The sequence below is a fragment of the Vibrio japonicus genome (assembly GCF_024582835.1).
In the GTDB taxonomy this organism is placed as follows: domain Bacteria; phylum Pseudomonadota; class Gammaproteobacteria; order Enterobacterales; family Vibrionaceae; genus Vibrio; species Vibrio japonicus.
Map to the genome: position 1 here is coordinate 250,341 of NZ_CP102096.1, position 26,740 is coordinate 277,080.

Below are 26,740 nucleotides of genomic sequence, written 5' to 3' on the forward strand. Positions count from 1 at the left end.
CAGGTTGGTTTTATGAAAGCAAATAATGCTGAAACTCCTGAAAGCTCAAATGGCGCAGATATCTTTAAGTGGATTGTCACTTTCGTTCTGCTAGCTGCCGCTGTTGTGGGTAATTACCTGTATGGTGAAATGTCTGTAGTGGTTCGAGCTGCAGGTGTTGTTGTTTTGATTGCTGCTGCACTTGGTGTTGCTGCAACGACAACTAAGGGTAAAGCGTCGATCAGTTTTGCTAAAGAATCTCGTATGGAAGTTCGCAAAGTAGTTTGGCCAACGCGTCAAGAAACTATGCAAACAACTCTGATTGTTTTAGCTGTAAGTATTGTAATGGCTCTAGTGCTATGGGGAATTGACGGCATCATGGTTCGTCTAGTTGCTCTAGCTACTGGGGTATAGAGGGTTGTAATTCATGAGTGAAGCTCCTAAAAAACGCTGGTATGTGGTTCAAGCCTTCTCTGGATTTGAAGGTCGTGTAGCTCAATCTCTTCGCGAGCATATCAAAATGCATGGCATGGAAGAGCTATTTGGTGAAGTATTAGTCCCAACTGAAGAAGTTGTGGAAATGCGCGCAGGACAACGTCGTAAGTCTGAGCGTAAATTCTTCCCAGGTTACGTCCTTGTTCAGATGATCATGAACGATGAATCATGGCACCTAGTACGCAGTGTGCCGCGTGTCATGGGCTTCATTGGTGGTACCTCTGACCGTCCTGCTCCTATCACGGATAAAGAAGCTGACGCTATTCTTAATCGTCTTGAGAAAGCGAGTGAAGCACCTCGTCCACGTACTATGTACGAAGCGGGTGAAGTGGTACGTGTGACTGACGGTCCATTTGCTGACTTCAACGGTACTGTTGAAGAAGTGGATTACGAGAAGAGCCGCCTGAAAGTGTCTGTATCGATCTTTGGTCGTGCAACACCAGTTGAGCTTGAGTTTGGTCAGGTTGAAAAACTTGACTAAAAAAACACCTTTTTAAGGGTTGTCTAAGGCGCGAATTATGACTATAATTTCGCGCCTTTTTGCTTCTGGTGAAGTAAAAAGTTTTTTACGTAAACGGGGAGCTGATCGAGTGATTAGCGTCTGAACCCAAAACTTAGGAATTATCATGGCTAAGAAAGTTGAAGCTTACATCAAGCTGCAAGTTGCTGCTGGTATGGCGAACCCAAGTCCACCAGTTGGTCCTGCTCTAGGTCAGCATGGTGTTAACATCATGGAATTCTGTAAAGCGTTTAACGCGAAAACAGAATCTATGGAGAAAGGTCTACCAACTCCAGTTGTTATCACTGTATACAGTGACCGTTCTTTCACATTCGTAACTAAGACTCCACCTGCTGCTGTTCTTCTAAAGAAAGCTGCTGGCGTTAAGTCTGGTTCAGGTCGTCCAAACACTGAAAAAGTGGGTACTGTAACTGACGCTCAAATCCAAGAAATCGCAGAAACTAAAGCTGCTGATATGACTGGTGCTGACATCGAAGCGATGAAACGCTCAATCGCTGGTACTGCTCGTTCAATGGGCCTAGTGGTAGAGGGTTAAGATCATGGCAAAACTAACTAAGCGCATGCGCGTAATCCGCGAAAAAGTTGACGTAACTAAAGAATACGAAATCAACGAAGCTGTAGCTCTTCTTCAAGAACTAGCGACTGCTAAATTCGTTGAGTCTGTAGACGTTGCTGTTAACCTTGGCATCGATGCTCGTAAATCTGACCAGAACGTACGTGGTGCAACTGTACTACCTCACGGTACTGGCCGCGAAATCCGCGTTGCAGTGTTCACTCAAGGTGCAAACGCTGAAGCAGCTAAAGAAGCTGGCGCAGATCTTGTTGGTATGGAAGATCTTGCTGAGCAAGTGAAGAAAGGCGAAATGAACTTCGACGTAGTTGTTGCTTCTCCAGATGCAATGCGCGTTGTAGGTCAACTAGGTACTATCCTAGGTCCTCGCGGTCTAATGCCAAACCCTAAAGTTGGTACTGTAACTCCTAACGTTGCTGAAGCAGTTAAGAACGCTAAAGCTGGTCAGGTTCGTTACCGTAACGACAAGAACGGCATCATCCACACTACTATCGGTAAAGCTAACTTCTCTGCAGAGCAGATCAAAGAGAACCTAGAATCACTTCTAGTTGCTCTTAAGAAAGCTAAGCCATCTTCAGCGAAAGGTACTTTCCTGAAGAAAGTAAGCATCTCTACTACTATGGGTGCTGGTGTTGCTGTTGATCAGGGTAGCCTGAACACTCAAGCATAATTATTTGCTTAGGCGCGAAATTAGTGTATAATTCTGCGCCTAATATTTGTGGTTGGGGCTGAACTTTGGTTCATTAAATTCGTTTAGAATTTGTTGTGAATTATGACCCAGTCTCCGTCCAAGACCGTAGGTGTCTGAATTTGTTTTGCAAGTACAGACTTAATCCTCCTACGTAGATGGTGCCCGAACTGACAGAAAGCTCTATGTAAATAGTTACCTTTCTTCTGGGAAGCACCTCAATAGCTCTCACTGTTGTGATAATAGTGAGTGGTGTAACGACAACCAGGAGTAAATCCAAGATGGCTTTAAACCTTCAAGACAAAAAAGCAATTGTTGCTGAAGTCAACGAAGCTGCCAGTGGTGCACTTTCTGCAGTTGTAGCTGATTCTCGTGGCGTTGAAGTAAGCGCAATGACTTCACTACGTAAGCAAGCTCGTGAAGCTGGCGTTTACGTACGAGTTGTTCGTAACACTCTAATGCGTCGTGCGGTTGAAGGTACTGACTACGAATGTCTAACAGAGACATTCACTGGTCCTACTCTAATCGCGTTCTCTAACGAGCACCCAGGTGCTGCAGCACGTCTTTTCAAAGACTTCGCTAAAGAGAACAAAAACTTCGAGATCAAAGCTGCTGCATTTGAAGGCGCGCTAGCTGACGCTGAAGTACTAGCGACACTACCAACTTACGACGAAGCAATTGCACGCCTAATGATGTGCATGAAAGAAGCTTCTGCTGGCAAGCTGGTTCGTACAATCGCTGCTATCCGCGATCAAAAAGAAGCGGCTTAATAAGCCTTGCTTTTTACTGGTTGCTTAATAAACTTATTGTTGACTTAAAAGAGAATTGTTATGTCTATTACTAACGAGCAAATCCTAGACGCAGTTGCAGAAATGTCTGTAATGCAAGTTGTTGAACTAATCGAAGCAATGGAAGAGAAATTCGGTGTTTCTGCTGCTGCTGCTGTTGTAGCTGGCGGCGCTGCTGGCGGCGAAGCTGCTGCTGAGCAAACTGAATTTGACGTAATCCTAGAATCTGCTGGCGGTAACAAAGTTGCTGTAATCAAAGCAGTACGTGGCGCAACTGGCCTAGGTCTTAAAGAAGCTAAAGCTCTAGTAGACGGCGCTCCTGCACCTCTTAAAGAAGGCGTAGAGAAAGACGAAGCTGAAGCTCTTAAAGCTCAGCTAGAAGAAGCTGGTGCAAGTGTTACTGTTAAGTAATTATTGCATAGTTTCTTAGCCTAACGGCTAATGGCTGGTGGTTTTTTAACCACCGGCCTTTTTGCGCTGTAGGGCTTAGGTGAATTTTCCGCTGTTTAGTCACCTATGTTCTAGCAAAAAACGTTTCATTACACCTTAATGAAACGTCACTACAGTTAAACAGTTGTTTAGTCACTGTCTCACACTACCCGAGACAGTTTGGGTCACTTATCAGCGAGCTGAGGAACCCCATGGTTTACTCTTATACCGAGAAAAAGCGCATCCGTAAGGACTTTGGTACTCGTCCACAAGTTTTGGACATTCCATACCTGCTATCGATCCAGCTCGATTCGTTCGAAAAATTCATCGAACAGGATCCTGAGGGGCAATACGGTCTTGAGGCTGCTTTCCGTTCTGTATTCCCGATTCAGAGCTACAACGGCAATTCCGAGCTGCAATACGTTAGCTACCGTCTTGGTGAGCCAGTTTTTGACGTTAAAGAATGTCAAATCCGCGGCGTAACTTATTCAAAGCCACTACGCGTAAAACTACGCCTAGTTATTTTTGATAAAGACGCGCCAGCAGGTACTGTAAAAGACATTAAAGAACAAGAAGTCTACATGGGCGAAATTCCGCTTATGACAGACAATGGTACCTTCGTTATCAATGGTACCGAGAGGGTTATCGTATCCCAGCTGCACAGAAGCCCAGGCGTTTTCTTCGACAGCGATAAGGGTAAGACCCACTCATCAGGTAAAGTTCTATACAACGCACGTATCATTCCTTACCGTGGTTCATGGCTTGATTTCGAGTTTGATCCTAAGGATAACTTGTACGTACGTATTGACCGCCGTCGTAAGCTTCCAGCATCTATCATTCTTCGCGCACTAGGTAAGACGACAGAAGAGATCCTGGACATCTTCTTCGAGAAGATCCGCTTTGAAGTAAAAGATCAAACTCTACTAATGGAGTTGGTTCCTGATCGTCTACGTGGTGAAACTGCGTCATTCGATATCGAAGCAAACGGTAAGGTTTACGTTGAAACGGGTCGTCGTGTTACAGCTCGTCACATTCGTCAACTTGAAAAAGACGGCATTGAACACATCGAAGTACCAGTAGAGTACATTGTTGGTAAAGTTGCATCGAAAGATTACATCAACGAAGCGACTGGCGAGATCATCGCTGCTGCAAACCAAGAAATCAGCCTTGAAGCGCTAGCGAACCTTTCTCAAGCAGGCCATAAAGCACTAGAAGTTCTATTTACGAACGATCTAGACCACGGTCCATTCATGTCAGAAACTGTACGTATCGACAGCACTGTTGATCGTATTTCTGCACTGGTAGAAATCTACCGCATGATGCGCCCTGGTGAGCCGCCAACGAAAGAAGCTGCTGAAGCTCTATTCGAAAGCCTATTCTTCTCTGAAGAGCGTTACGATCTATCGACTGTTGGTCGTATGAAGTTCAACAGCTCTATCGAGCGTGAAGACGCACAAGAGCAGGGTACGCTTGATGAGCAAGACATCATCGAAGTGATGAAGAAGCTTATCGCGATTCGAAACGGTATTGGTGAAGTGGACGATATTGACCACCTAGGCAACCGTCGTATCCGTAGCGTTGGCGAAATGGCAGAGAACCAGTTCCGCGTAGGTCTTGTACGTGTTGAGCGTGCAGTTAAAGAGCGTCTAAGTCTTGGTGATCTTGATAACATCATGCCTCAAGATCTTATCAACGCTAAGCCTATTTCTGCGGCAGTGAAAGAATTCTTTGGTTCTTCTCAGCTTTCTCAGTTTATGGACCAGAACAACCCGTTATCAGAAGTAACGCACAAGCGTCGTATTTCTGCATTGGGTCCTGGCGGTCTAACTCGTGAACGTGCTGGCTTCGAAGTTCGAGACGTACACGTAACTCACTACGGCCGTCTATGTCCGATCGAAACGCCGGAAGGTCCAAACATCGGTCTGATCAACTCTCTATCTGCGTTTGCACGTTGTAACGAGTACGGTTTCCTAGAGACTCCATACCGTCGTGTTGTAGATGGCGTAGTAACAGACGAAGTAGATTACTTATCTGCTATTCAAGAAGGTCAGTACGTTATCGCTCAGGCGAACACGGTTCTGACTGAAGAAGGTACATTCGCTGATGAGCTAATCACTGCTCGTCAAAAAGGTGAATCTGGTCTTCACCCACGTGAACACGCTCAATACATGGACGTTGCAACTAACCAGGTTGTATCGATCGCTGCATCACTTATCCCGTTCCTAGAACACGATGATGCGAACCGTGCATTGATGGGTGCGAACATGCAACGTCAGGCCGTTCCAACTCTTAAAGCTGACAAGCCTCTAGTTGGTACTGGTATTGAACGTAACATCGCAGTTGACTCTGGTGTTACTGCTGTTGCTAAGCGTGGTGGTGTAATCCAGTCTGTAGATGCTTCTCGTATCGTTGTTAAAGTAAACGAAGAAGAGTTGATTCCTGGTGAAGCAGGTATCGATATCTACAACCTAACTAAATACACTCGTTCAAACCAAAACACGTGTATCAACCAGCGTCCATGTGTGATGCCGGGTGAACCAGTACTACGTGGCGACGTTCTTGCTGATGGTCCTTCAACAGACCTTGGTGAACTAGCACTTGGTCAGAACATGCGTATCGCGTTCATGCCTTGGAATGGTTACAACTTCGAAGACTCGATCTTAGTATCTGAGCGCGTAGTTCAAGAAGACCGTTTCACAACAATCCACATTCAAGAGCTATCTTGTGTGGCACGTGATACTAAGCTTGGTGCTGAAGAAATCACAGCTGACATTCCAAACGTAGGTGAATCTGCTCTGTCTAAGCTAGACGAGTCAGGTATCGTTTACATCGGTGCGGAAGTGAAAGGCGGTGACATCCTTGTAGGTAAAGTAACGCCTAAAGGTGAAACTCAGCTAACTCCTGAAGAGAAGCTACTACGTGCAATCTTCGGTGAGAAAGCGTCAGACGTTAAAGATACGTCTCTACGCGTACCAAACTCAGTTTCAGGTACTATCATCGACGTTCAAGTATTTACTCGTGACGGTGTCGAAAAAGACAAGCGTGCACTTGAAATTGAACAGATGCAGCTAAAAGAAGCGAAGAAAGACCTTACTGAAGAATTCCAGATTCTTGAGGGTGGCCTTCTACACCGTGTTCAAGCTGTACTAATCGAAGGTGGTTACACTGAAGCGAAGCTAGACTCTATCGACCGTAAGAAGTGGTTAGAGCTAACGCTTGAAGATGATGCTCTACAGACTCAGCTTGAGCAACTAGCAGAGCAGTGGGACGAGCTAAAAGCTGACTTCGATAAGAAGTTCGAAACTAAACGTCGTAAGATCACTCAAGGTGATGATCTAGCACCTGGCGTACTGAAGATCGTTAAGGTTTACCTAGCGGTTAAACGTCGTATCCAGCCTGGTGATAAGATGGCGGGTCGTCACGGTAACAAGGGTGTTATCTCTAAGATCAACCCTGTTGAAGACATGCCTTACGATGAAAAAGGTCAGCCGGTAGACATCGTACTGAACCCACTGGGTGTACCTTCGCGTATGAACATCGGTCAGATCCTAGAAGTTCACTTAGGTCTGGCAGCGAAAGGTATCGGTGACAAGATCAACCAAATGGTGAAAGAGCAGCAAGAGCTGGCTAAGTTCCGTGACTTCCTACAGAAAGTTTACGATCTTGGCGAAACTCGTCAGAAAGTAGACGTAGCGTCTCTATCTGATGATGAAGTTCGTACGCTGATCAAGAACCTACGTGGTGGTTTACCGATTGCTACTCCAGTATTCGACGGTGCTAACGAAGCATCAATCAAAGAGCTTCTAAAACTAGGTGACCTGCCAGAGTCTGGTCAGCTAACGCTATTTGATGGTCGCACAGGTGATGCGTTTGAGCGTCCTGTAACTGTTGGTTACATGTACATGCTGAAACTGAACCACCTTGTTGATGACAAGATGCACGCTCGTTCAACTGGCTCGTACAGCCTAGTAACTCAGCAGCCACTTGGTGGTAAAGCTCAGTTCGGTGGTCAGCGTTTCGGTGAGATGGAAGTATGGGCACTAGAAGCATACGGTGCTGCTTACACGCTACAAGAAATGCTAACCGTTAAGTCGGATGACGTTAACGGCCGTACTAAGATGTATAAGAACATCGTAGACGGTAACCACAGCATGGAACCTGGCATGCCAGAATCGTTCAACGTATTGTTGAAAGAGATCCGCTCGCTAGGTATCAACATCGAGCTAGAAGACGAAGAGTAATCTCTTTTTCTCTTGACTAAGGTTAAGAGAATGAAAAGCGATTATCTGGTAGAAAGGTGCTCACTTTTGCGGGTGAGCCCCTTTTAACTCCTTACAGGAGCTGATTGTGAAAGACTTATTAAACTTTCTAAAAGCGCAGCATAAGACCGAAGAATTTGATGCAATCAAAATCGGTCTATCTTCACCAGACATGATCCGTTCATGGTCTTTCGGTGAAGTTAAAAAACCTGAAACGATCAACTATCGTACGTTCAAACCTGAGCGTGATGGTCTATTTTGTGCGCGTATCTTTGGTCCAGTAAAAGACTACGAATGTCTTTGTGGCAAATATAAGCGTCTGAAACACCGTGGTGTTATCTGTGAGAAGTGTGGCGTTGAAGTTACACAAACTAAAGTTCGTCGTGACCGCATGGGCCACATCGAGCTTGCTTCACCAGTTGCTCACATCTGGTTCCTAAAATCACTACCGTCTCGTATCGGTCTACTAATGGATATCCCTCTACGTGATATCGAACGTGTTCTTTACTTCGAAATGTACGTAGTAACTGAACCAGGTATGACTGATCTAGAAAAGTCTCAGATGCTTACAGAAGAAGAGTATCTAGACCGTCTAGAAGAGTGGGGTGATGAATTCACGGCTAAGATGGGTGCGGAAGCGATCAAAGACCTGCTAGGTGCGATGGATCTTCCTGCTGAAATCGAAGAGATGCGTGAAGAGCTTCAGTCTACTAACTCAGAGACTAAGCGTAAGAAAATCACTAAGCGTCTGAAGCTAGTTGAAGCGTTTGTTCAGTCTGGTAACAACCCAGAGTGGATGATCCTAACTGTGCTTCCGGTACTTCCACCAGATCTACGTCCTCTAGTACCTCTAGATGGCGGTCGCTTTGCGACTTCTGATCTGAACGATCTATACCGTCGTGTGATCAACCGTAACAACCGTTTGAAGCGTCTTCTAGAGCTAGCTGCTCCGGACATCATCGTACGTAACGAAAAGCGTATGCTGCAAGAGTCTGTTGATGCGCTACTAGATAACGGTCGTCGTGGTCGTGCGATCACAGGTTCGAACAAGCGTCCTCTGAAATCTCTTGCTGATATGATCAAGGGTAAACAAGGTCGTTTCCGTCAGAACCTTCTAGGTAAACGTGTAGACTACTCTGGCCGTTCTGTTATCACAGTAGGTCCATACCTTCGTCTACACCAGTGTGGTCTTCCTAAGAAGATGGCACTTGAGCTATTCAAACCATTCATCTACAGCAAGCTAGAGACTCGTGGTCTTGCGACTACAATCAAAGCTGCTAAGAAGATGGTAGAGCGTGAAGAAGCGGTTGTTTGGGATATCCTAGACGAAGTAATCCGTGAACACCCAGTACTATTGAACCGTGCACCTACACTTCACCGTCTAGGTATCCAGGCATTCGAACCAGTACTGATCGAAGGTAAAGCGATCCAGCTACACCCACTTGTTTGTGCGGCGTACAACGCGGACTTCGATGGTGACCAAATGGCGGTTCACGTACCTCTAACTCTAGAGGCACAGCTTGAAGCTCGTACTCTGATGATGTCGACAAACAACATTCTGTCGCCAGCGTCAGGTGATCCGATCATCGTACCTTCTCAGGACGTTGTATTGGGTCTGTACTACATGACACGTGACAAGATCAACGTGAAAGGTGAAGGCATGTACCTTGCTGGCCCAGAAGAGGCTGAGAAGGCATACCGCACTAAGAGCGCTGAACTACACGCACGCGTTAAAGTACGTATTACAGAAACAGTTAAAGACGAAGACGGCAACAGCACAACGACTACAGGTATGGTTGATACCACTATCGGTCGTGCAATGCTATGGCAAATCGTTCCAGCAGGCCTGCCATTCAGCCTAGTAAACCAAAAACTAGGTAAGAAGCAGATCTCTAACTTGCTGAACGAGGCTTACCGTAAGCTTGGTCTTAAAGATACAGTAATCTTCGCTGACCAAATCATGTACACAGGTTTCGCGTATGCGGCACTATCAGGTGTATCTGTTGGTATCGACGATATGGTTGTGCCTGATGCTAAGTACACTGAAATCGCAGCAGCTGAAGAAGAAGTTCGCGAAATTCAAGAGCAGTACCAATCTGGTCTTGTAACTGCGGGTGAGCGCTACAACAAAGTGATCGATATTTGGGCATCGACCAACGATCGCGTAGCGAAAGCGATGATGGAGAACCTATCTTCTGAAACTGTTGTTAACCGCGACGGTGACGAAGAGCAGCAAGAGTCATTCAACAGCATCTACATGATGGCGGACTCGGGCGCTCGTGGTTCTGCAGCTCAGATTCGTCAGCTTGCAGGTATGCGTGGTCTGATGGCGCGTCCAGATGGTTCAATCATCGAAACGCCGATCACAGCGAACTTTAAAGAAGGTCTAAACGTACTTCAGTACTTTATCTCAACGCACGGTGCTCGTAAGGGTCTTGCGGATACGGCACTGAAAACAGCGAACTCGGGTTACCTAACTCGTCGTCTAGTAGACGTTGCTCAAGACGTTGTTGTAACTGAACATGACTGTGGCACTCATGAGGGTGTTGACATGATGCCTCATATCGAGGGTGGTGATGTTAAAGTTGCACTAACAGAGCTAGCTCTTGGTCGTGTTGTTGCTGAAGACGTTCTAAAACCTGGTACTGAAGATGTTCTTATTCCACGTAACACCCTGATCGATGAGAAGTGGTGTCAAATCATGGAAGAGAACTCAGTAGACAGCATGCGTGTACGTTCTGTTGTAACGTGTGATTCTGACTTCGGTTGTTGTGCACAGTGTTACGGTCGTGACCTAGCACGTGGTCACCTAGTGAACCAAGGTGAAGCAGTAGGCGTTATCGCTGCTCAGTCTATCGGTGAGCCGGGTACACAGCTTACGATGCGTACGTTCCACATCGGTGGTGCGGCATCAACAGCAGCAGCTGAGAACAGCATCCAAGCGAAGAACAACGGTTCTGTTAAACTGAACAACGCTAAGTTTGTAACGAACAAAGATGGCAAGCTAGTTATCACTTCTCGTGCGTCTGAAATGACCATCATCGATGAGTTTGGTCGTACGAAAGAGAAACACAAACTGCCATACGGCTCGCTACTAAGCAAAGGCGATAACGACGCAGTTGAAGCTGGTGAAACAGTTGCTAACTGGGAAGCGCACACAATGCCAATCATCACTGAAGTGGCAGGTCGCATCCAGTTCGTAGATATGATCGATGGTGTAACAGTTTCTCGCCAAACAGATGACCTAACGGGTCTATCTTCAAGTGAAGTGACTGATGCAGCTGCTCGTCCAGCGGCAGGTAAAGATATGCGTCCAGCTATCAAACTTGTTGATGAGCAAGGTAACGACGTAATGATCCCTGGTACTGATATGCCAGCTCACTACTTCCTACCTGGTAAAGCGATCGTGAACATCGAAGACGGCGCAGAAGTAGGTGTGGGTGATACACTTGCACGTATTCCTCAGAAGTCTGGCGGTAACCGAGACATCACCGGTGGTCTTCCACGAGTTGCTGACCTATTCGAAGCACGTAAGCCGAAAGAGCCTGCGATTCTTGCTGAGCACACAGGTACTGTGAGCTTTGGTAAAGAAACGAAAGGTAAGCGTCGTCTAGTTATCACTCGCGATGGCGGTGAGAACTACGAAGAGATGATTCCTAAGCATCGTCAGCTTAACGTATTCGAAGGCGAGAAAGTTGAACGTGGTGACGTGATCGCAGATGGTCCTGAGTCTCCACATGACATTCTACGTCTACGTGGCGTACACGCTGTGACGCAATACATCGCGAACGAAGTTCAAGAAGTATACCGTCTGCAAGGCGTTAAGATTAACGATAAGCACATCGAAACTATCGTTCGTCAAATGCTACGTAAGTGTACTATTACTCACGCTGGTGATTCAGAGTTCCTAGCGGGCGAGCAAGTAGAATACGCGAACGTTAAGATTGCTAACCGTCTACTAGAAGCAGAAGGCAAAGAGCCAGCACGCTTCGAACGTGAACTACTAGGTATCACTAAGGCGTCTCTAGCTACTGAATCGTTCATCTCTGCGGCATCGTTCCAGGAGACAACTCGCGTACTAACAGAAGCAGCTGTTTCTGGTAAGCGTGATGAGCTACGTGGTCTGAAAGAGAACGTAATTGTTGGTCGTCTAATCCCAGCAGGTACAGGTTTCGCATACCACCAAGAGCGTCAAGCTAAGCGTGTTGAAGAGCAAGAAGGCCCTTCAGCTGAGCAAGCGACTGACAATCTTGCAGCACTTCTTAATGCTGGATTTTCTTCAGAAGATTAATCCTTCCAGAGAGTAATCGTAGAAATGATAAAAGGCACCTTCGGGTGCCTTTTTTATTATGAGGGCAAAATATGAGAGTCGTTAGAGCTAAGTGGGCCTAAGTTATTTCGGTTACTTCAGGCGCTGAAAATGCAGCACTACACAGACGTTATAGTGAAAAAGAGTCGTATTGAGCGCTAAACGGATTTAATAAACGCGATTAAACGTCTCTATGTTTTTATATACCTGGGCTTATACACCTAGGTTTATGCACCAGGTGGTACCGCAAGGCTATTTGCAATTAGTTGGATCAATCCATCTTCTACTTCAAAACGCGCTTCGATGATTTCACCTATTACCGATAGGTCTTCATCGAATGTATCAAGATCGTCATCTTCAGCGACATCTGCGTAGCGGTCTGTGAAGTTGAGTAGCGGTTCTGTCGTTAGAACAATTTGTGCGTATGTTTGATTAATTTCGTCGGTTGCTTCAAAACCAGTTGCATGCCATTTATCTATGACCATGTCGTAGATTTTAAAATGCCCTTCAGAGATATAATCAACAAGATGCTGACAAAAAACTTGAAGTTCTTGTGGTGTAGGAAGAGTAGATAGAGATTCTTTCGCAGTTGAAGGTCTTAACGCTGCGAGTTTGCAATATTCGACAATGAGCGATTGTCTGGTTTCTAACCAATGATCGATGACTTCGCTAGAGCCACCCCACTGTTCTTGAGTTTGTTTGAATTTATTTAGCATGACCATGCCCTCATGATCGGATCACAACTCCGGTGATCGTTATGCCTTGCGTCAGCAAAGCTCTTCTAGAGGTACAACCTCTTGTCCTTACTAGAATTTATAGCCAGAAAATTGCCTTACTACAAACTCTGGTATGAAATTAGATTGCCAGTAAAATGGATGAACTGCAAGCAAAGAGGAAGGGTAATGTTAAAGAATAGTGACACAAACCGTACGGAAGATGCTTATTGGTGTGTCGTGTCAGGAAGCGATATCTGGTTGGTGGATCATCAGTTACCTTGTGGTGTGGCACAGCAATATTCTCTACCAGAAGAGAAGGCGATTTTCATTGGTGAATATGAAAAGAGACCTGTTTACTGGTTGAATGCCGTCGACGTTGAACACGACCTTGCTTTGGTTTCATTGAGAGAGTGTCTGATGTTTCCCGAGGCCTTATTCTTACTCATGAGCAAAGCGGTACAGTTTGGCCACATGACCCAATCGATGCGTTTTTGCCCGATATGTGGTGGTCGCAATCATCTCAATCACAACCAACTGGCAATGCAATGTGGAGATTGCCGCACGCTCCATTATCCAAGAATTTTCCCGTGTATCATTGTTGCGGTGCGTAAAGGGAAAGAAATTCTGTTGGCCCAGCATCCAAGACACAGAAACGGAATGTACACAGTGATCGCTGGCTTTTTAGAAGTTGGGGAAACATTAGAGCAATGTGTGGCGCGCGAAGTAAAAGAAGAAACGGGTATTGAGGTGAAAAATATTCAGTATTTTGGCAGCCAACCTTGGGCTTTTCCTTCCAGTATGATGATGGGCTTTTTAGCGGAATATGAATCGGGCTTATTGAAGCCAGATTACAGTGAGTTAGCTGACGCCAAATGGTTTGCCGCTAATGAGATCCCTCCCGTAGCGCCAGTGGGCACTATTGCGCGTGCTTTGATTGAAGAAACACTGGCCAGTATTGAAGCTTAGGCTACTGAACTATAGATAAAAAAGATAAAAAAAACCCTCCGAGAGGGAGGGGGTAAGTAAGATGTCGTTATGAGATGCTGAACACTTAAGTGCTCAGTTTTATAATTGTAGTTTTCGCTAGCAAGCAAATTTTTAACATCGTTACTCATTGGGTGCAAATTAAGCACTGATTTTATAGTTAATAAGTTGATCTAGGTTGCAAAGCACACAGCTTTTGAAAGGAAAACGATGTTAGAATAGCGGCCACTAAAAGTGAGTCTTAAGAATCGGAAGAACGGAATGACTGAATTAAAAAATGATCGTTACCTGCGTGCGTTGTTGAAAGAGCCTGTCGATTACACTCCTGTATGGATGATGCGTCAGGCAGGTCGATACCTACCAGAATATCGTGAAACTCGTGCACAAGCAGGGGACTTTATGTCACTTTGCCGTAATGCAGAGTTGGCTTCTGAAGTAACATTGCAGCCATTACGTCGTTTCCCATTAGATGCAGCGATTCTTTTCTCTGACATCCTTACCATTCCAGATGCAATGGGGCTTGGTCTTCGTTTTTCAGCCGGTGAAGGTCCAGTTTTTGACAAGCCAATCACCTGTAAAGCGGACGTTGATAAAATCGGTTTGCCAGACCCTGAAGGCGAACTGCAATATGTGATGAATGCAGTACGTCAGATTCGTAAAGATCTAAACGGTGACGTGCCACTGATCGGTTTCTCAGGTAGCCCATGGACACTTGCTACATACATGGTTGAAGGTGGTAGCTCGAAAGCGTTCACTAAGATCAAGAAGATGATGTACGCAGAACCACAAACGTTACATCTACTACTTGATAAGCTTGCTGATAGCGTGATTGAGTACCTCAATGCGCAGATCAAAGCAGGTGCACAATCTGTGATGGTATTTGACACTTGGGGTGGCGTATTGACTCCGCGTGACTACAACCTGTTCTCGCTACAATACATGCACAAAATCGTTGATGGTCTGATTCGTGAAAACGAAGGTCGTCGTGTACCAGTGACGCTATTCACTAAGAACGGTGGCATGTGGTTAGAGCAAATCGCGGCTACTGGCTGTGATGCGGTTGGTCTTGACTGGACTATCAATATCGCTGACGCGAAAGCACGCATCGGTGATAAAGTGGCGCTACAAGGCAACATGGATCCATCAATGCTGTACGCTCAGCCTGAGCGTATCCGTGAAGAGGTGGCAACCATTCTTGAAGGCTTTGGTGAAGGGAATACAGGACATGTCTTTAACCTTGGCCACGGTATTCACTTGGATGTTCCGCCAGAAAATGCCGGTGTATTTGTAGATGCGGTACATGAATTGTCTAAGCCGTACCACAAGTAATCAAATAAACTAATGAAAGCGCCTGATATGACCAGGCGCTTTTTTGTTTCGGGTTACACTAGCCGCTATACTGACAAAGAGTTATGGAAGAGGGTATGGAAAACGAATGAAGACACGCGACAGAATAGTGCTTGCTGCTCTAGATCTTTTTAATCAACATGGTGAGCGTAATATCACGACCAATCATATCGCGGCACACATTGATATTAGTCCGGGAAACCTTTATTACCATTTCCGCAATAAGCAGGAGATTGTTCGAGAGATTTTCTCCCTGTATTCCAACGAGCTATTGGAACGTTTCACACCCGTTCAAGGTCAGCAAGAAAGTTTAGTATTGCTAAAACACTATTTAGATTCCATTTTTACCTTGATGTGGAAATATCGTTTTTTCTATTCCAATCTGCCAGAAATACTCCAGCGAGATGATCATCTGCACGAAGACTACATCCAAGTTCAAGAAAAGCTACAGGCAAACCTGATTAATATCATGCGCGCGTTTGTTAAGCTTGAATTGCTGGATGTAAAAGAAGATGAGCTGAAGTCACTTGTCACGACTTTACATTTGATTGCTTCAAGTTGGCTCGGGTATCAGGCGGCTATGTCACAAAAAGCGCAAGTTACAGAGCAAGTCATTCATCGAGGAATGCTTCAAATGATAGCGGTCGTCAAACCTAAAGCAACCGAGCAAGGGTTGGAGCAATTACAACTTCTCGAAGATGGCGTTAAAGCAATTCATGCTTAGTCATAACTAATTAAAAATTGTTTGTCGATATCTAACCCATTAAAGTACATAGAGTTATTTTAATGGGTTTTCTTTATGCACTACGACGTTTTTAACGGTGATGCTGACGGCATTATCGCTCTACTCCAACTACGTCTGGCTGAGCCAAAAGACTCTACGTTAGTCACTGGCGTCAAACGAGACATTCAATTACTGGAAAAACTCAAGCTTCACGCTGGGGATACCATCACTGCTTTAGACATCTCAATGGAAAAGAACATGGGTGGTCTGAAAGTGGCTTTAGAATCTGGTGTGAGCGTCTTTTATGCCGATCATCACAAAGCCGGTGATGTGCCAACGAGTGATCTGCTTGATGCACATATCGATTTAGATGCCAATACGTGTACAGCGCTTATTATTGATCAGCTATTAAATGGACGATTCCACCATTGGGCAATTACCGCAGCCTATGGAGATAATCTTATTGCCAAAGCAGATGAATTAGCCGATCAAGCTGGCTTGACTTCAGAGCAGAAATCTCAGCTTAAAGAGCTTGGTACTTTGATTAATTATAATGGGTACGGGGCACATATTACTGATCTCCACTTCGACCCAGCGACACTGTTTAATGAGCTTTTGGCCTATGATGATCCCTTTGCTGTGATAGCGGATAAATCGTCACCATACCATGTATTAAAGATGGCCTATCAGGAAGATATGGCTAAAGCGCTTGCGGTTAATGCAAAGTATCAAAGTCGATATTTAGGTGTCTTTGAGCTACCGGATGAAGCGTATTCGCGCCGAATTAGTGGTGTTTACGGAAATTTACTTGCCAATCAGTCACCGGATTCCGCACACGCTGTCCTCACGGAAAATACAGATGGGACATATACGGTATCTTTACGGGCACCTTTAAGTAATAAGCAAGGAGCTGGGGATATTTGTTCTCAGTTTGCAACAGGTGGTGGAAGGGCCGCTGCCGCAGGAATTAATGCACTCGATAAATCGGAATTGGATACACTCATTAACTCGATTGAAAGTTACTACCGATAGTGAAGCTGAACGGTCATGGATTACAGATGTTTAAAGCCTCTGTAATCTGAGTGGAGATATGGCAGATATAGAGTGTACTAACGTGTTAACCAATGGGTCGGGTTTTGAGTTTTACTGTTACGACGAATCTCAAAGTACAGCGATGGTCTAGATTGCCCGCCAGTGTCACCCGCAAGCGCGATGGTTTCGCTCGCTTTGACTTTATCGCCTTCTTTCTTTAGTAGGCTTTGGTTAAATCCATAAAGCGTCATATCGCCTTTACCGTGATCAAGTAAGACAACTAGCCCGTAGCCTCGTAGGTAATCCGCAAATACGACCGTACCGGAATAGACTGCTTTAACGGGTTGGCCGTAATTGGCGTTAATCACCATGCCTTTCCAGCTAAGTTGGCCAGTTTGGCGAGAGCCATAGCTGTGAATAACACTGCCCTTTAGTGGCCAAGGCAACTTACCTTTACGCTTTGCAATGCCATCCATCAGAACTGCATTACGCTTGGCTGCTTTAGCAATCTCAGCTTTCAGTCGCGTCTCATTTCGCTGTAATTCAGATAGGTACACACTATCGTTAGAGATGCTCTTCTTGATGGTGCTAACTGTATTCTTACGCTCAGACTGCGCTTTTGTTAGTTGATTACGTTGTTCCGTTTGTGATTCAAGCAGCTGTGAAATTTGTGCTTTTTCGGCGTTAAGTTGTGAACGGCTATCTGCCAACTCTTTGGCTGTACTTTCTAATTCCTTGATGGTTTGCGCCCGTTGCTTGGCCAAATGTTGGAAGTACTGACTGATACGATCTTCTTCAACACCTTGATTCAGGATGTTAGAGGCGTCTTTCGAACGCTGGGTAACATAGTAGGTTTGAAGCAGTTCAGACAACTTGTCGCTTTGCGCTTTTTTCTCTTTCTCTAAGTGAGAGACTTTATTTTCTAGAGCTGCGATATTGCTGTTGGTTTTACTTAGCGACGTCTTGGTCTCTTTAATCTCTTTTTCTAAACGAACAATACCCACTTCCTGCTCTTTTAGGTTCTTTTGTAGAGAGTCCAGCTGTTTTTTCTGCGAGTTTAGAGATTTCTTTTGACGAGATATTTCACTAGATACGCCCTTTAGTTCAGATTGAGACGCAGACCATGCGGGAAAGGTCAGCGTAGTTGCAACAGCTAAAACAAGTGCAGATAACTTAGAGGTAGCCCACAGTTGTGCGCGTTGTCGTGTTGCCATTCGCGAATTCAATCCTGAAGTTTTGAGGGGAAGCCAGTATACCCAAACACTTTCGTAAGAAGAAAGGGGAATATTGAAACTTGTTGAATGAGATAATACAAAAGCCCGAACTCAGGTCCGGGCTTTGATTCATCTTCACTTTGTGAATGACTTAAACGAGCACGTCACCAGTCATCTCTGCTGGGATTTCTAAACCAGATAGAGTCAGCATGGTTGGTGCTAGGTCAGACAGTTTGCCGCCTTCTTTGAACTTAACGGCTTTATCGCCTACGTAAATGAGCGGCACTGGTAGACTTGTGTGAGCGGTATGAGTACCGCCAGTGACAGGGTCAACCATCATTTCTGCGTTACCGTGGTCTGCGGTGATCAGCATTTGACCGCCCACTTCTTTAATCGCTTCAACCACTTTACCTACGCTTGCATCAAGCGCTTCAATTGCTTGCTCTGCTGCTTCGTAAACGCCAGTGTGGCCAACCATGTCAGCATTCGGGTAGTTACAAATGATCGTGTCGTACTTACCAGACTTGATTGCTGCAACCATTTTCTCAGTCAGTTCTTCTGAGCTCATTTCTGGTTGTAGGTCGTAAGTGGCTACTTTTGGTGAGGCAACAAGTTGACGCTCTTCACCATCAAACTCTGTTTCAACACCACCGTTGAAGAAGAACGTAACGTGCGCGTATTTCTCTGTTTCAGAGATACGTAGCTGAGTTTGACCTTGCTTAGATAACCACTCACCGTACGTGTTCTCTAGTGATGCTGGTGGGAAAGCAGTAGATAGTGGAATATCGGCTGCGTATTGAGTCAGCATAACAAAGTTAACCGCTGGGAATGCTGCGCGTTCAAAACCGTTGAAACCAGGAACGAATGCACGTGTGATTTGACGAGCACGGTCAGCACGGTAGTTCATGAAGATCACCGCATCGCCGTCTGCCATTGCTGCATCTTCTTGACCTTCAGTTTTGATCGCTGTTGCTTTTACGAATTCGTCGTTTTCTTCACGAGCGTAAGCCGCCTCGAGACCAGCAACTGCAGAGTCGTAAGTAAATTCTGCTTTACCTTGAGTTAATAGATCGTAAGCAACTTGAACACGTTCCCAGTTGTTGTCACGATCCATTGCGTAGTAACGGCCAACCAGCGATGCGATACGACCTTTACCTAGTTTTGCGAATAGCTCATCAAAACGTTTTAGTGAGTTTTCTGCGCTACGTGGTGGAGTGTCACGGCCGTCTAGGAAGCAGTGTAGGTAGATTTTTTCTGCGCCACGTGCTGCTGCCATTTCAACTGCAGCGTAGATGTGGTCTTCGTGAGAGTGGACGCCACCTGGAGACATCAGACCCATAAGGTGTACCGCTTTGCCTGCTTTTACTGCAGAGTCGATAGCGTCAACAAGTGCAGGCGTTTCCGCGAACTCACCGTCAGCGATAGACTTAGTGATACGAGTTAGGTCTTGATATACGACACGACCAGCACCGATGTTTGTATGGCCAACCTCAGAGTTACCCATCTGACCATCAGGAAGACCAACGTCCATACCTGAAGCTGAGATTAGAGTGTTTGGGTTGTTTGCAAGCAGTGCATCCATTACCGGCGTTTTTGCGTTTGCAATCGCGTTGCTCGCTGTGTCTTCACGGTGGCCGTAACCGTCAAGAATAACTAAAGCCAATGGCTTCTTTGCTGACATAGTGATGTCCTCGTCAAATTTTAAAGTAACTTTGGAAACAAAATTAGCGTAATTTTACTACATTTTTTAACCAAAACTGTAGGTCAAGATCAAATATTGTTTGTGATGTGGCGTTGTTATCTTTCACTTTAACCGCTTTTCACCCTGAGTGGTGACGTTGCTCCATACGCCGTTATTACGCTCTATTCTCTCTATTTCATCGTAAATTAAAAATCGTATTTATCTATCGTTGTCATTGTAGATGAGGCGATTAACTAACCAAAATCCCAGTGCCAGTTACTGCGACAAGCGCACCCATCCAAGCGTAACGATTGGGCCTTCGTTTGGTGTAAACCCAAAGTATAGGTAATAGCATGATCGGAGTGGTTGAAGAAAGCAGTGCCACCATCCCAACATTTCCGTCACGTAGTGCATACAGGATTAAAGTCATACCGACCGCCATTGCGAGGAAGCCATTGACTGCGGTGATGGAAAAGATCTTCATTGTCATTGGCTGGGTCGCACGGGCAATCTTGACTCCTGAGATAAATAGAACGGAGTGTGCGGCGAACGCGGTCATCATACGTACTGCGGACGCAGCCACAGGGTCTATGTCGGTTTGCATGATGGGCTTTGCAATGATGCCGCCCATAGCCTGACATAGTGCGGCGAGTAAACCTAAACCGACGCCCACCCAGACATTGCCTTTGATCGATTCGAGTTGGTTGCTCGCCTGACCTCTACGGCCAAAGAAAATGGCGGTGAGGACGCCAGAGAAGACCAGAGTGGAGCCTAGCAATTCCAGTGATGTCATGTTCTCGCTAAACAGAAAGTAGCCCAATATAGCGGAGAACACCGCGTGACAGGAAAAGAGCAAGCCTGCTTGACGAGGCCCCATGCGATTTAAGCAGGCGAATAGTGCGGTATCACCGATAAAGATACCGATTAGTCCTGACAGTGCCATCGCAGATATAGCGGTAGTTTCGACGCTAGACCAACCGCCGGTTATTAGTGCCATGGTGCCGAGAATGACGGAAGTACAGCCCATACGCCAGCGGCTATAAGCGAACGTTCCTAAATGTTGTGCGGGGGCCACAGAGAGTATGCTGGCGACAGCCCACAGAAAGGCAGCCGCCAAAGCCAGCCATTCGTATCCCATGTCGATTCGTCCTTGAGGGAGGGTGGATATTAATGGCTGTTAATATGCATCAAATTATTGGTTATACAAAGCGTTAAACTCTAAAGCGCTCCACTTCTTGGCGAACAGTGTTCGCGGAATCGAACATGTTGGTCGCGCTTTCACTACTGCGTGTTGCTTGGTCCGCGAGAATATCAGACGCATCTTTAATCCCTTGCGTGTTTCTGCTGATGTCTTCGCTGACCGCTCGTTGCTCTTCCGCTGCGCTGGCAATTTGCAGAGCCATACCGTTGATTTCATTGATTGCTGCGGTGATGGTATTAAGGCTCTCCGACGCTTGCTGTGCGTAATCAACACTGGTATCGGCTAACGTGGTACTTGCTTCCATACTGTGCACTGCGAGTTTGGTATTCCCTTGCAGCGTTTCGATCATATGGCGTATCTCTTCCGTTGAACCATGTGTGCGCTGGCTCAGCACTCGAACTTCGTCTGCCACAACAGCAAAACCGCGTCCTTGTTCACCGGCTCTTGCGGCTTCAATGGCTGCGTTAAGCGCAAGTAGGTTGGTTTGCTCGGCAATGCCTTGGATCGTCGAAAGGATCTGGTTGATGCTTTGCGTATTGTTTTCCAGTTCAGAAATGATACTTGAGGCATCACCCACTTGTTCTGCAAGACTGATAATGGCTTGGCGGTTTTTCTCAATCACTTGCTGGCCGTCTTCACAAGCTGCCGATGACTCTTGCGATGCGTTGGCAGTCAGTTCGGCATGGCTAGCGACTTCTGCCGCCGTTGCTGACATTTCATGGATAGCGGTAGCAATTTGGTTCACGTCATTTTGCTGTGCTTCAACTTGCAGTGATGACTCCTGAGATAATTGATTAGCGGCTTCTGCTTGTACTGCCAGTTTTTGGCTGTGTTGAATGATATCGCCAAGCATCTTCTGCATCTGAGCCAAGAATTGATTGACGTGTTGCGCGAGTTCGCCAATCTCATCTTTTCTGCGGATTTCAATTCGCTGAGTTAGGTCGCCTTCGCCTTCTGATAGCTCAGAGAGTGCGTCAGACAGCGTTTGCAGAGGCATGAGTAGGCGCGTTACAACGTATGTGCTGATAGAAGCAATCACGATGTACAACAGAATCGAAGCAATCGCGGTAAATTGAATCTGTTCCGTCACGGACGAGAAGGCGAGTTCTTTGTCTACCACGATACCCAGCGACCAATCGGTTGATGGTACGTTAGTGACAAAGATCAGCTTGTCGCCTTGTTTTGGCCAGGTGATGGTAGAGATACCTGCGGTGCTGATCAATTGTCTGACTTTATCCTCTGAAAGTGCAGGATTTAGGTCAGTTAATGGTTTTTGGCTGAGTTTTTCATCCTTGTAGGCGACGATATTGTTGTTTCCATCAACCAAGAATGAGAATCCATCGTTGTCGAGTGTAACGTGCAGGACTTCTTCAATGATGTTACTTACCGTTAGGTCGGCGGCGAGTACCCCATTTTTGTGACCACTGAAAGCTTTGGCAAAACTGATCACGATACTGCCGTCGAAGTCCTGATACGGTTCAGTAATGATTAACCCAGGCGCAGCTTTTGCGTCGATATACCAAGGTCGGCTGCGAGGATCATAATCCGTTGGCCAATCTTCGGTCTTATCACCATAGGCGATCGATCCATCTTCAAATCCCGCGTATACGGATAGAAATGCCCCCGCGCGTTTTGTCAGTAGCATTTCCCGGTCGGCATCTGTCGCCTCTAAAATGGCTTTTTCGTTGGCGAGCATCATGTCACTACGTATGTCTAACCAATCGGAGATGTAACGAGACGTCGCGTGACTGACATTTTCCATTTCACTATTGAGTGCGGAGGTTGTTTCTTGCTTCAACTGGCTGACAGAAATCCAGGCTTGGACACCACTAACAACAGCAATAATGACAGCAATAGCAATTTGTATTTTTAGTTTTATTGTATTTTTCATTGTCTTCCCTTCCGTACTTAGACAACAAACGAAGGTGAGGTTTAGACCTAAATATGCTTTACCTAATGCTTTAGATTTGGAAAAAGGCAGATGATCTAATGGGGAATAATTAAATTTACAGCCAGATGTTATACAAAACTAACCGTCATATGTTTGATCTAACTAGAAGTTTGATTAGTGAATACTTTGTCAGTATTACCTATTGTTGATTTTGTGATGCCTTGCCTGTATTTCAAGGCAAGGCGTAAGCTGCGCTGTTAGGTCAACAATAATGCCGCTGAATAGACAATGATTAAGCCGATAAGACCGAGAATGACTCCTGTTTTGGCCATATCGCGGCTTTCTATTAATCCGGTCGAGTAAGCCAGTGAGTTTGGCGGAGTAGAGACTGGCAAAATCATCCCTAATGAGGCAGAGAAAGCGACAACAACCAGTAATCCTTGCAGTCCACCCACGGAAGATAAGCTGTCCATTGACGCACCGATCGCAGCCGCAATTGGCATTAACAGGTTTGCAGTGGCGGTGTTCGACATAAAGTTAGCCATGAGCCAGCAGACGATCGACAGAGTCACAACGACAGCGACTGGTGAGAGGGATTCATAATTGATGGCATGCGCGAGTGCAGCCGCTAGACCTGTTTTTTCCAACCCAATACCAATGGCTATTCCCCCCGCAACGAGCCACAAAACATCCCAGTTGATCTGTTTCAGTTCATTTTTGCCCATAATTCCGGTTAGCGTAAAAACGGCAAGCGGAATTATCGATACCACATAAGTGTTCATGCCATGCAAACTGGTCGTCATCCATAGCAATATGGTGGCGGCGAACGTGACGTAAACGACTATCGCACGCCAATTTTTTTGAAACTGCCCATCGAGTTTTAATTGCATGGTTTGCTGCGAGGATGGGAATAATTTTTGAAGTAAAAACCATGCAATAGTGAGTTGGATAATCACAAATGGAAGCCCCATCATCATCCAGCTCAAGAAGCTAATGCTGTTTTCACCCGTTAAATACTGCAGCGCAATGGCATTCGGTGGCGTACCAATTGGCGTGGCAATGCCGCCAGTATTAGCCGCTATCGGAATACATAAAACGAGGGCTTTTATTCCTAAGTCGCCTTTAGGCGCAGAAGCCACAATCGGCCCTAGCAAAGCCAGCATCATCACGGTTGTTGCTGTATTAGACATAAACATCGAAAACACAGAGGTAATTAGCATGAGGCCTAGCATGATAAATTTGGGTTGCTGGCCAAATGGTTTTAACAAAACTCTGGCGAGGTTGTTGTCTAACTCATATTTTGATGCAGCAATCGCTAAAGCAAAGCCGCCCATAAATAGAATGATGATTGGTGAGGAAAAGGCACTGAATATGTCGGTATAGTTCATTAATACACCGAGATCATGCCCAGCTGGTGGATGACGGAATAAATGTAGCCCCTTATCGGAGATCATGATCAGCTCAAGAGCAATGATCAAAATGGAGGTCGCAAAGACTGGGACGGGTTCTAAAACCCAGAGCAGGGCGGCTAATAAAAATATAGCCAGTAATCGGTGCTGGATTGTGGTGAGGTTATCAATCGGGATGGCATCGATGGGCATAAACAGGACACTCAGTGGTATCCCAAAGCAAATCAATAGCTTGACCAATATGCTGTGGTCTAATTTGGTCATACATTTTTAACCTTAAAGCGGAAATCTGCGCTCAAGAATAATTAATAATCAAATTAGGGTCTTAGACTGAGGTTTGAGTTTTGAAAACTCGTAAAGAAATGTTGCAAATGTATTGTTTTTGGTCAAAAAAAGCCTTGGCTAAACCAAGGCTTTATGATGAAAAATTATTTTTCGTTTAAGTGGGCGTAAGCGGTTCCCATTACGGTTGTCGCGCCATTTTGCATCGATTCATCAAAGCTGATGGCGTCTTTCGCAAACAGGTTAATAACCGTTGAGCCTAATTTGAATCGGCCCATTTCTTCGCCTTTCTTAAGAACAACGGCTTTGTCACCTTCAGCTGGGTAATCCCACTTGTAAACCGTGTTGCCACGAGGTGGTGTCACCGTACCTGCCCATACTTGTTCAATACTTCCAACAATGGTCGCACCAACTAGCACTTGAGCCATAGGGCCAAAATCGGTATCGAAAATACATACCACTCGTTCGTTTCGAGCGAATAGGTTTGGCACATTCTCTGCTGTTAAAGGATTCACAGAAAACAGATCGCCAGGAACGTAGATCATCTGACGTAGAACACCATCGCAAGGCATATGAACACGGTGATAATCACGTGGTGATAAGTAAAGCGTTGCAAACTCACCATCTTTGAATTCTTCAGCGAGTTTCGAATCACCACCCAATAGCTCTTGAGCGGTAAAGTCGTGGCCTTTTGCTTGAATCAGTTTGCCATCTTTGATAGGCCCAAACTGACTAACACATGCGTCTGCTGGGTGTGTGATAACAGAATCAGCTTCAGCAATTGGACGTGCGCCTTCTTCGAGTTCTCGAACAAAAAACTCGTTGAAAGAAGTAAAGTGTTTAGGATCGGAGTGCTTAGCCTCGTCCATGTTCACGTTGTATCGTTTGATGAACCAGCGAATGACCGCTGTTGTCAGACCGCCAGCTTTGGCTGACGCCAGTTTACCCATTAAACGGGTTAACCCGTGTTGTGGGATCCAGTATTGCAGTCCAACTTTAATCTTATCCATTGTTTTCATTTCTAATGTTAACTGTATTTTGCTGACTTCTTTGGGCGCGAGATACTACTCAAATTCCGCCCAAAAGTCAGTATCAATTGATTACGATATATGCAAGAAGCTGTTACAGATCGGCTTTTTTATTGCGAGAGTACTGGCGGTTGGCTTTCATCTCCGCCATGCTTTCAAGAATTCGATGATAATTCTCGAAACGCGTTTCACTGACTTCACCTTTTTCCACTGCTTCAACTAAGATGCATCCTGGATCATCTAAGTGCTTGCAGTCGCGGAACTTGCAGCCACCTAAGTAAGGTTGGAATTCAATAAATGCTTTGGTGATTTCCTCAGGCTCTAAATGCCATAAGCCAAACTCACGTACTCCTGGAGAGTCAATTAAATCGCCACCAGAAGGGATATGGTACAAACGTGAAGCCGTTGTTGTGTGTTGCCCAAGCCCAGAGTTTTCCGAGACAGCACCTTCTTCAATATCAAAGCCAGGCATTAACGCATTAACCAGACTTGATTTACCTACGCCTGATTGGCCAACAAAGATATTGATTCTGTTTCGAAGCTCGTCTTCTAGCGTTGAAATGCCTTCCCCCGTTTCTTTACTGACTAGCAAAACCTTATAGCCAATACGCTCGTATTCATTTAGCCAGTCTTTATAGATTTCGAGCTGTTCTTTGTCGAGCAGGTCGATTTTGTTTAAAACAAGCAACGGGGAAATTTTCAGAGTTTCTGCGGCAACTAAATATCGGTCAATGATATTGAGTGACAATTCAGGTAGTACCGATGAAACGATGATCATCTGGTCGACATTCGCTGCGACAGGTTTAAGGCCATCGTAGTAATCTGGGCGTGTGAGTACAGAGGTTCGAGGTTCTACCGCTTCTACTACGCCGTTTATTCCTTCCATAGATTCCAAACCCGGACGCCAGATAACTTGGTCACCAGAAACCAGAGTTTCAATACCACGTCGAAGGTTACAGCGATGAATTTCTCCGCTTTCTTGATCTTCAATATCGGCATGCTGCCCAAAGCGAGTGATCACTAGTCCTTTCTTCGCGCTGCCAAGCATAGATTCATCCCATTGAATGGACTCTTCTTTTTTTAGCTTGCGCTTCTGGTTGCTGCGTACTCGTCTTACTTGACCTTTGGTAAGCTTTTTTTTCTTTGCCACAATTGTCTACTTAACTGTTTATCATCGTTTGGGGTCCATTAGA

Annotated in this window: 20 protein-coding genes; 12 read left to right on the forward strand and 8 right to left on the reverse strand. The window is 45.6% G+C overall.

Annotation, left to right across the window (positions count from 1 at the left end):
- Positions 1-12: 12 nt before the first annotated feature.
- The 8 genes from secE to rpoC all read left to right on the forward strand — a co-directional run bounded on the left by secE (position 13) and on the right by rpoC (position 12,020).
- Complete coding sequence (gene secE, locus NP165_RS01235; RefSeq protein ID WP_257084557.1) at positions 13-393, forward strand: preprotein translocase subunit SecE; 381 nt, start codon at positions 13-15, stop codon at positions 391-393.
- A gap of 13 nt (positions 394-406) precedes the next feature.
- Positions 407-955 carry a transcription termination/antitermination protein NusG gene (nusG, locus tag NP165_RS01240; protein ID WP_053397181.1) on the forward strand — a complete coding sequence of 183 codons (549 nt, stop codon included), beginning with the start codon at positions 407-409 and terminating at the stop codon, positions 953-955.
- 145 nt (positions 956-1,100) lie between these two features.
- The gene (rplK, locus tag NP165_RS01245) at positions 1,101-1,529 is read left to right on the forward strand and encodes a 50S ribosomal protein L11 (protein ID WP_257084558.1); all 429 of its coding nucleotides are present in this window, start codon (positions 1,101-1,103) and stop codon (positions 1,527-1,529) included.
- 4 nt (positions 1,530-1,533) lie between these two features.
- Complete coding sequence (rplA, locus tag NP165_RS01250) at positions 1,534-2,235, forward strand: 50S ribosomal protein L1 (RefSeq protein WP_257084559.1); 702 nt, start codon at positions 1,534-1,536, stop codon at positions 2,233-2,235.
- A gap of 299 nt (positions 2,236-2,534) precedes the next feature.
- Positions 2,535-3,023: a 50S ribosomal protein L10 gene (rplJ, locus tag NP165_RS01255; protein WP_257084560.1), complete on the forward strand. Its 489-nt coding sequence runs from the start codon at positions 2,535-2,537 to the stop codon at positions 3,021-3,023.
- A 60-nt stretch (positions 3,024-3,083) separates the two neighbouring features.
- Positions 3,084-3,452, forward strand: a complete 369-nt coding sequence (gene rplL / locus NP165_RS01260; RefSeq protein WP_004747612.1) for a 50S ribosomal protein L7/L12 — start codon at positions 3,084-3,086, stop codon at positions 3,450-3,452.
- A 230-nt stretch (positions 3,453-3,682) separates the two neighbouring features.
- A complete protein-coding gene (rpoB, locus tag NP165_RS01265) occupies positions 3,683-7,711 on the forward strand; it encodes a DNA-directed RNA polymerase subunit beta (RefSeq protein WP_257084561.1) in 4,029 nt (1,342 codons plus the stop codon).
- A gap of 106 nt (positions 7,712-7,817) precedes the next feature.
- Complete coding sequence (gene rpoC / locus NP165_RS01270) at positions 7,818-12,020, forward strand: DNA-directed RNA polymerase subunit beta' (protein WP_257084562.1); 4,203 nt, start codon at positions 7,818-7,820, stop codon at positions 12,018-12,020.
- Between the two features lie 245 nt (positions 12,021-12,265).
- On the opposite strand, the gene rsd is transcribed toward rpoC, so the two are convergent.
- A complete protein-coding gene (rsd, locus tag NP165_RS01275) occupies positions 12,266-12,760 on the reverse strand; it encodes a sigma D regulator (protein WP_257084563.1) in 495 nt (164 codons plus the stop codon).
- A gap of 180 nt (positions 12,761-12,940) precedes the next feature.
- Here rsd and nudC point away from each other — a divergent pair, with 180 nt between their 5' ends.
- From nudC to NP165_RS01295, 4 genes are all read left to right on the forward strand, one after another.
- Positions 12,941-13,720, forward strand: a complete 780-nt coding sequence (gene nudC, locus NP165_RS01280) for an NAD(+) diphosphatase (protein ID WP_257084564.1) — start codon at positions 12,941-12,943, stop codon at positions 13,718-13,720.
- A gap of 279 nt (positions 13,721-13,999) precedes the next feature.
- Positions 14,000-15,067: a uroporphyrinogen decarboxylase gene (gene hemE / locus NP165_RS01285; RefSeq protein WP_257084565.1), complete on the forward strand. Its 1,068-nt coding sequence runs from the start codon at positions 14,000-14,002 to the stop codon at positions 15,065-15,067.
- 106 nt (positions 15,068-15,173) lie between these two features.
- Entirely contained in the window at positions 15,174-15,809 is a 636-nt protein-coding gene (locus NP165_RS01290; protein ID WP_257084566.1) for a TetR/AcrR family transcriptional regulator, read from the forward strand.
- A gap of 75 nt (positions 15,810-15,884) precedes the next feature.
- Positions 15,885-16,841: a DHHA1 domain-containing protein gene (locus NP165_RS01295; protein WP_257084567.1), complete on the forward strand. Its 957-nt coding sequence runs from the start codon at positions 15,885-15,887 to the stop codon at positions 16,839-16,841.
- 77 nt (positions 16,842-16,918) lie between these two features.
- On the opposite strand, the gene NP165_RS01300 is transcribed toward NP165_RS01295, so the two are convergent.
- The 7 genes from NP165_RS01300 to rsgA all read right to left on the reverse strand — a co-directional run bounded on the left by NP165_RS01300 (position 16,919) and on the right by rsgA (position 26,697).
- Complete coding sequence (locus NP165_RS01300) at positions 16,919-18,055, reverse strand: murein hydrolase activator EnvC family protein (protein WP_257084568.1); 1,137 nt, start codon at positions 18,053-18,055, stop codon at positions 16,919-16,921.
- Positions 18,056-18,206: 151 nt separating this feature from the next.
- Positions 18,207-19,736, reverse strand: coding sequence for a 2,3-bisphosphoglycerate-independent phosphoglycerate mutase (gene gpmM / locus NP165_RS01305; RefSeq protein WP_257084569.1), 1,530 nt, complete (start codon positions 19,734-19,736; stop codon positions 18,207-18,209).
- Between the two features lie 250 nt (positions 19,737-19,986).
- Positions 19,987-20,874 (reverse strand): DMT family transporter, encoded by an 888-nt coding sequence (locus NP165_RS01310; protein ID WP_257084570.1) that lies wholly within the window; start codon positions 20,872-20,874, stop codon positions 19,987-19,989.
- 73 nt (positions 20,875-20,947) lie between these two features.
- A complete protein-coding gene (locus tag NP165_RS01315) occupies positions 20,948-22,828 on the reverse strand; it encodes a methyl-accepting chemotaxis protein (protein ID WP_257084571.1) in 1,881 nt (626 codons plus the stop codon).
- Positions 22,829-23,085: 257 nt separating this feature from the next.
- Complete coding sequence (locus NP165_RS01320; protein ID WP_257084572.1) at positions 23,086-24,501, reverse strand: SLC13 family permease; 1,416 nt, start codon at positions 24,499-24,501, stop codon at positions 23,086-23,088.
- A gap of 164 nt (positions 24,502-24,665) precedes the next feature.
- Positions 24,666-25,529, reverse strand: coding sequence for an archaetidylserine decarboxylase (asd, locus tag NP165_RS01325; protein ID WP_257084573.1), 864 nt, complete (start codon positions 25,527-25,529; stop codon positions 24,666-24,668).
- 112 nt (positions 25,530-25,641) lie between these two features.
- Complete coding sequence (gene rsgA, locus NP165_RS01330; RefSeq protein ID WP_257084574.1) at positions 25,642-26,697, reverse strand: small ribosomal subunit biogenesis GTPase RsgA; 1,056 nt, start codon at positions 26,695-26,697, stop codon at positions 25,642-25,644.
- Positions 26,698-26,740 lie beyond the last annotated feature (43 nt).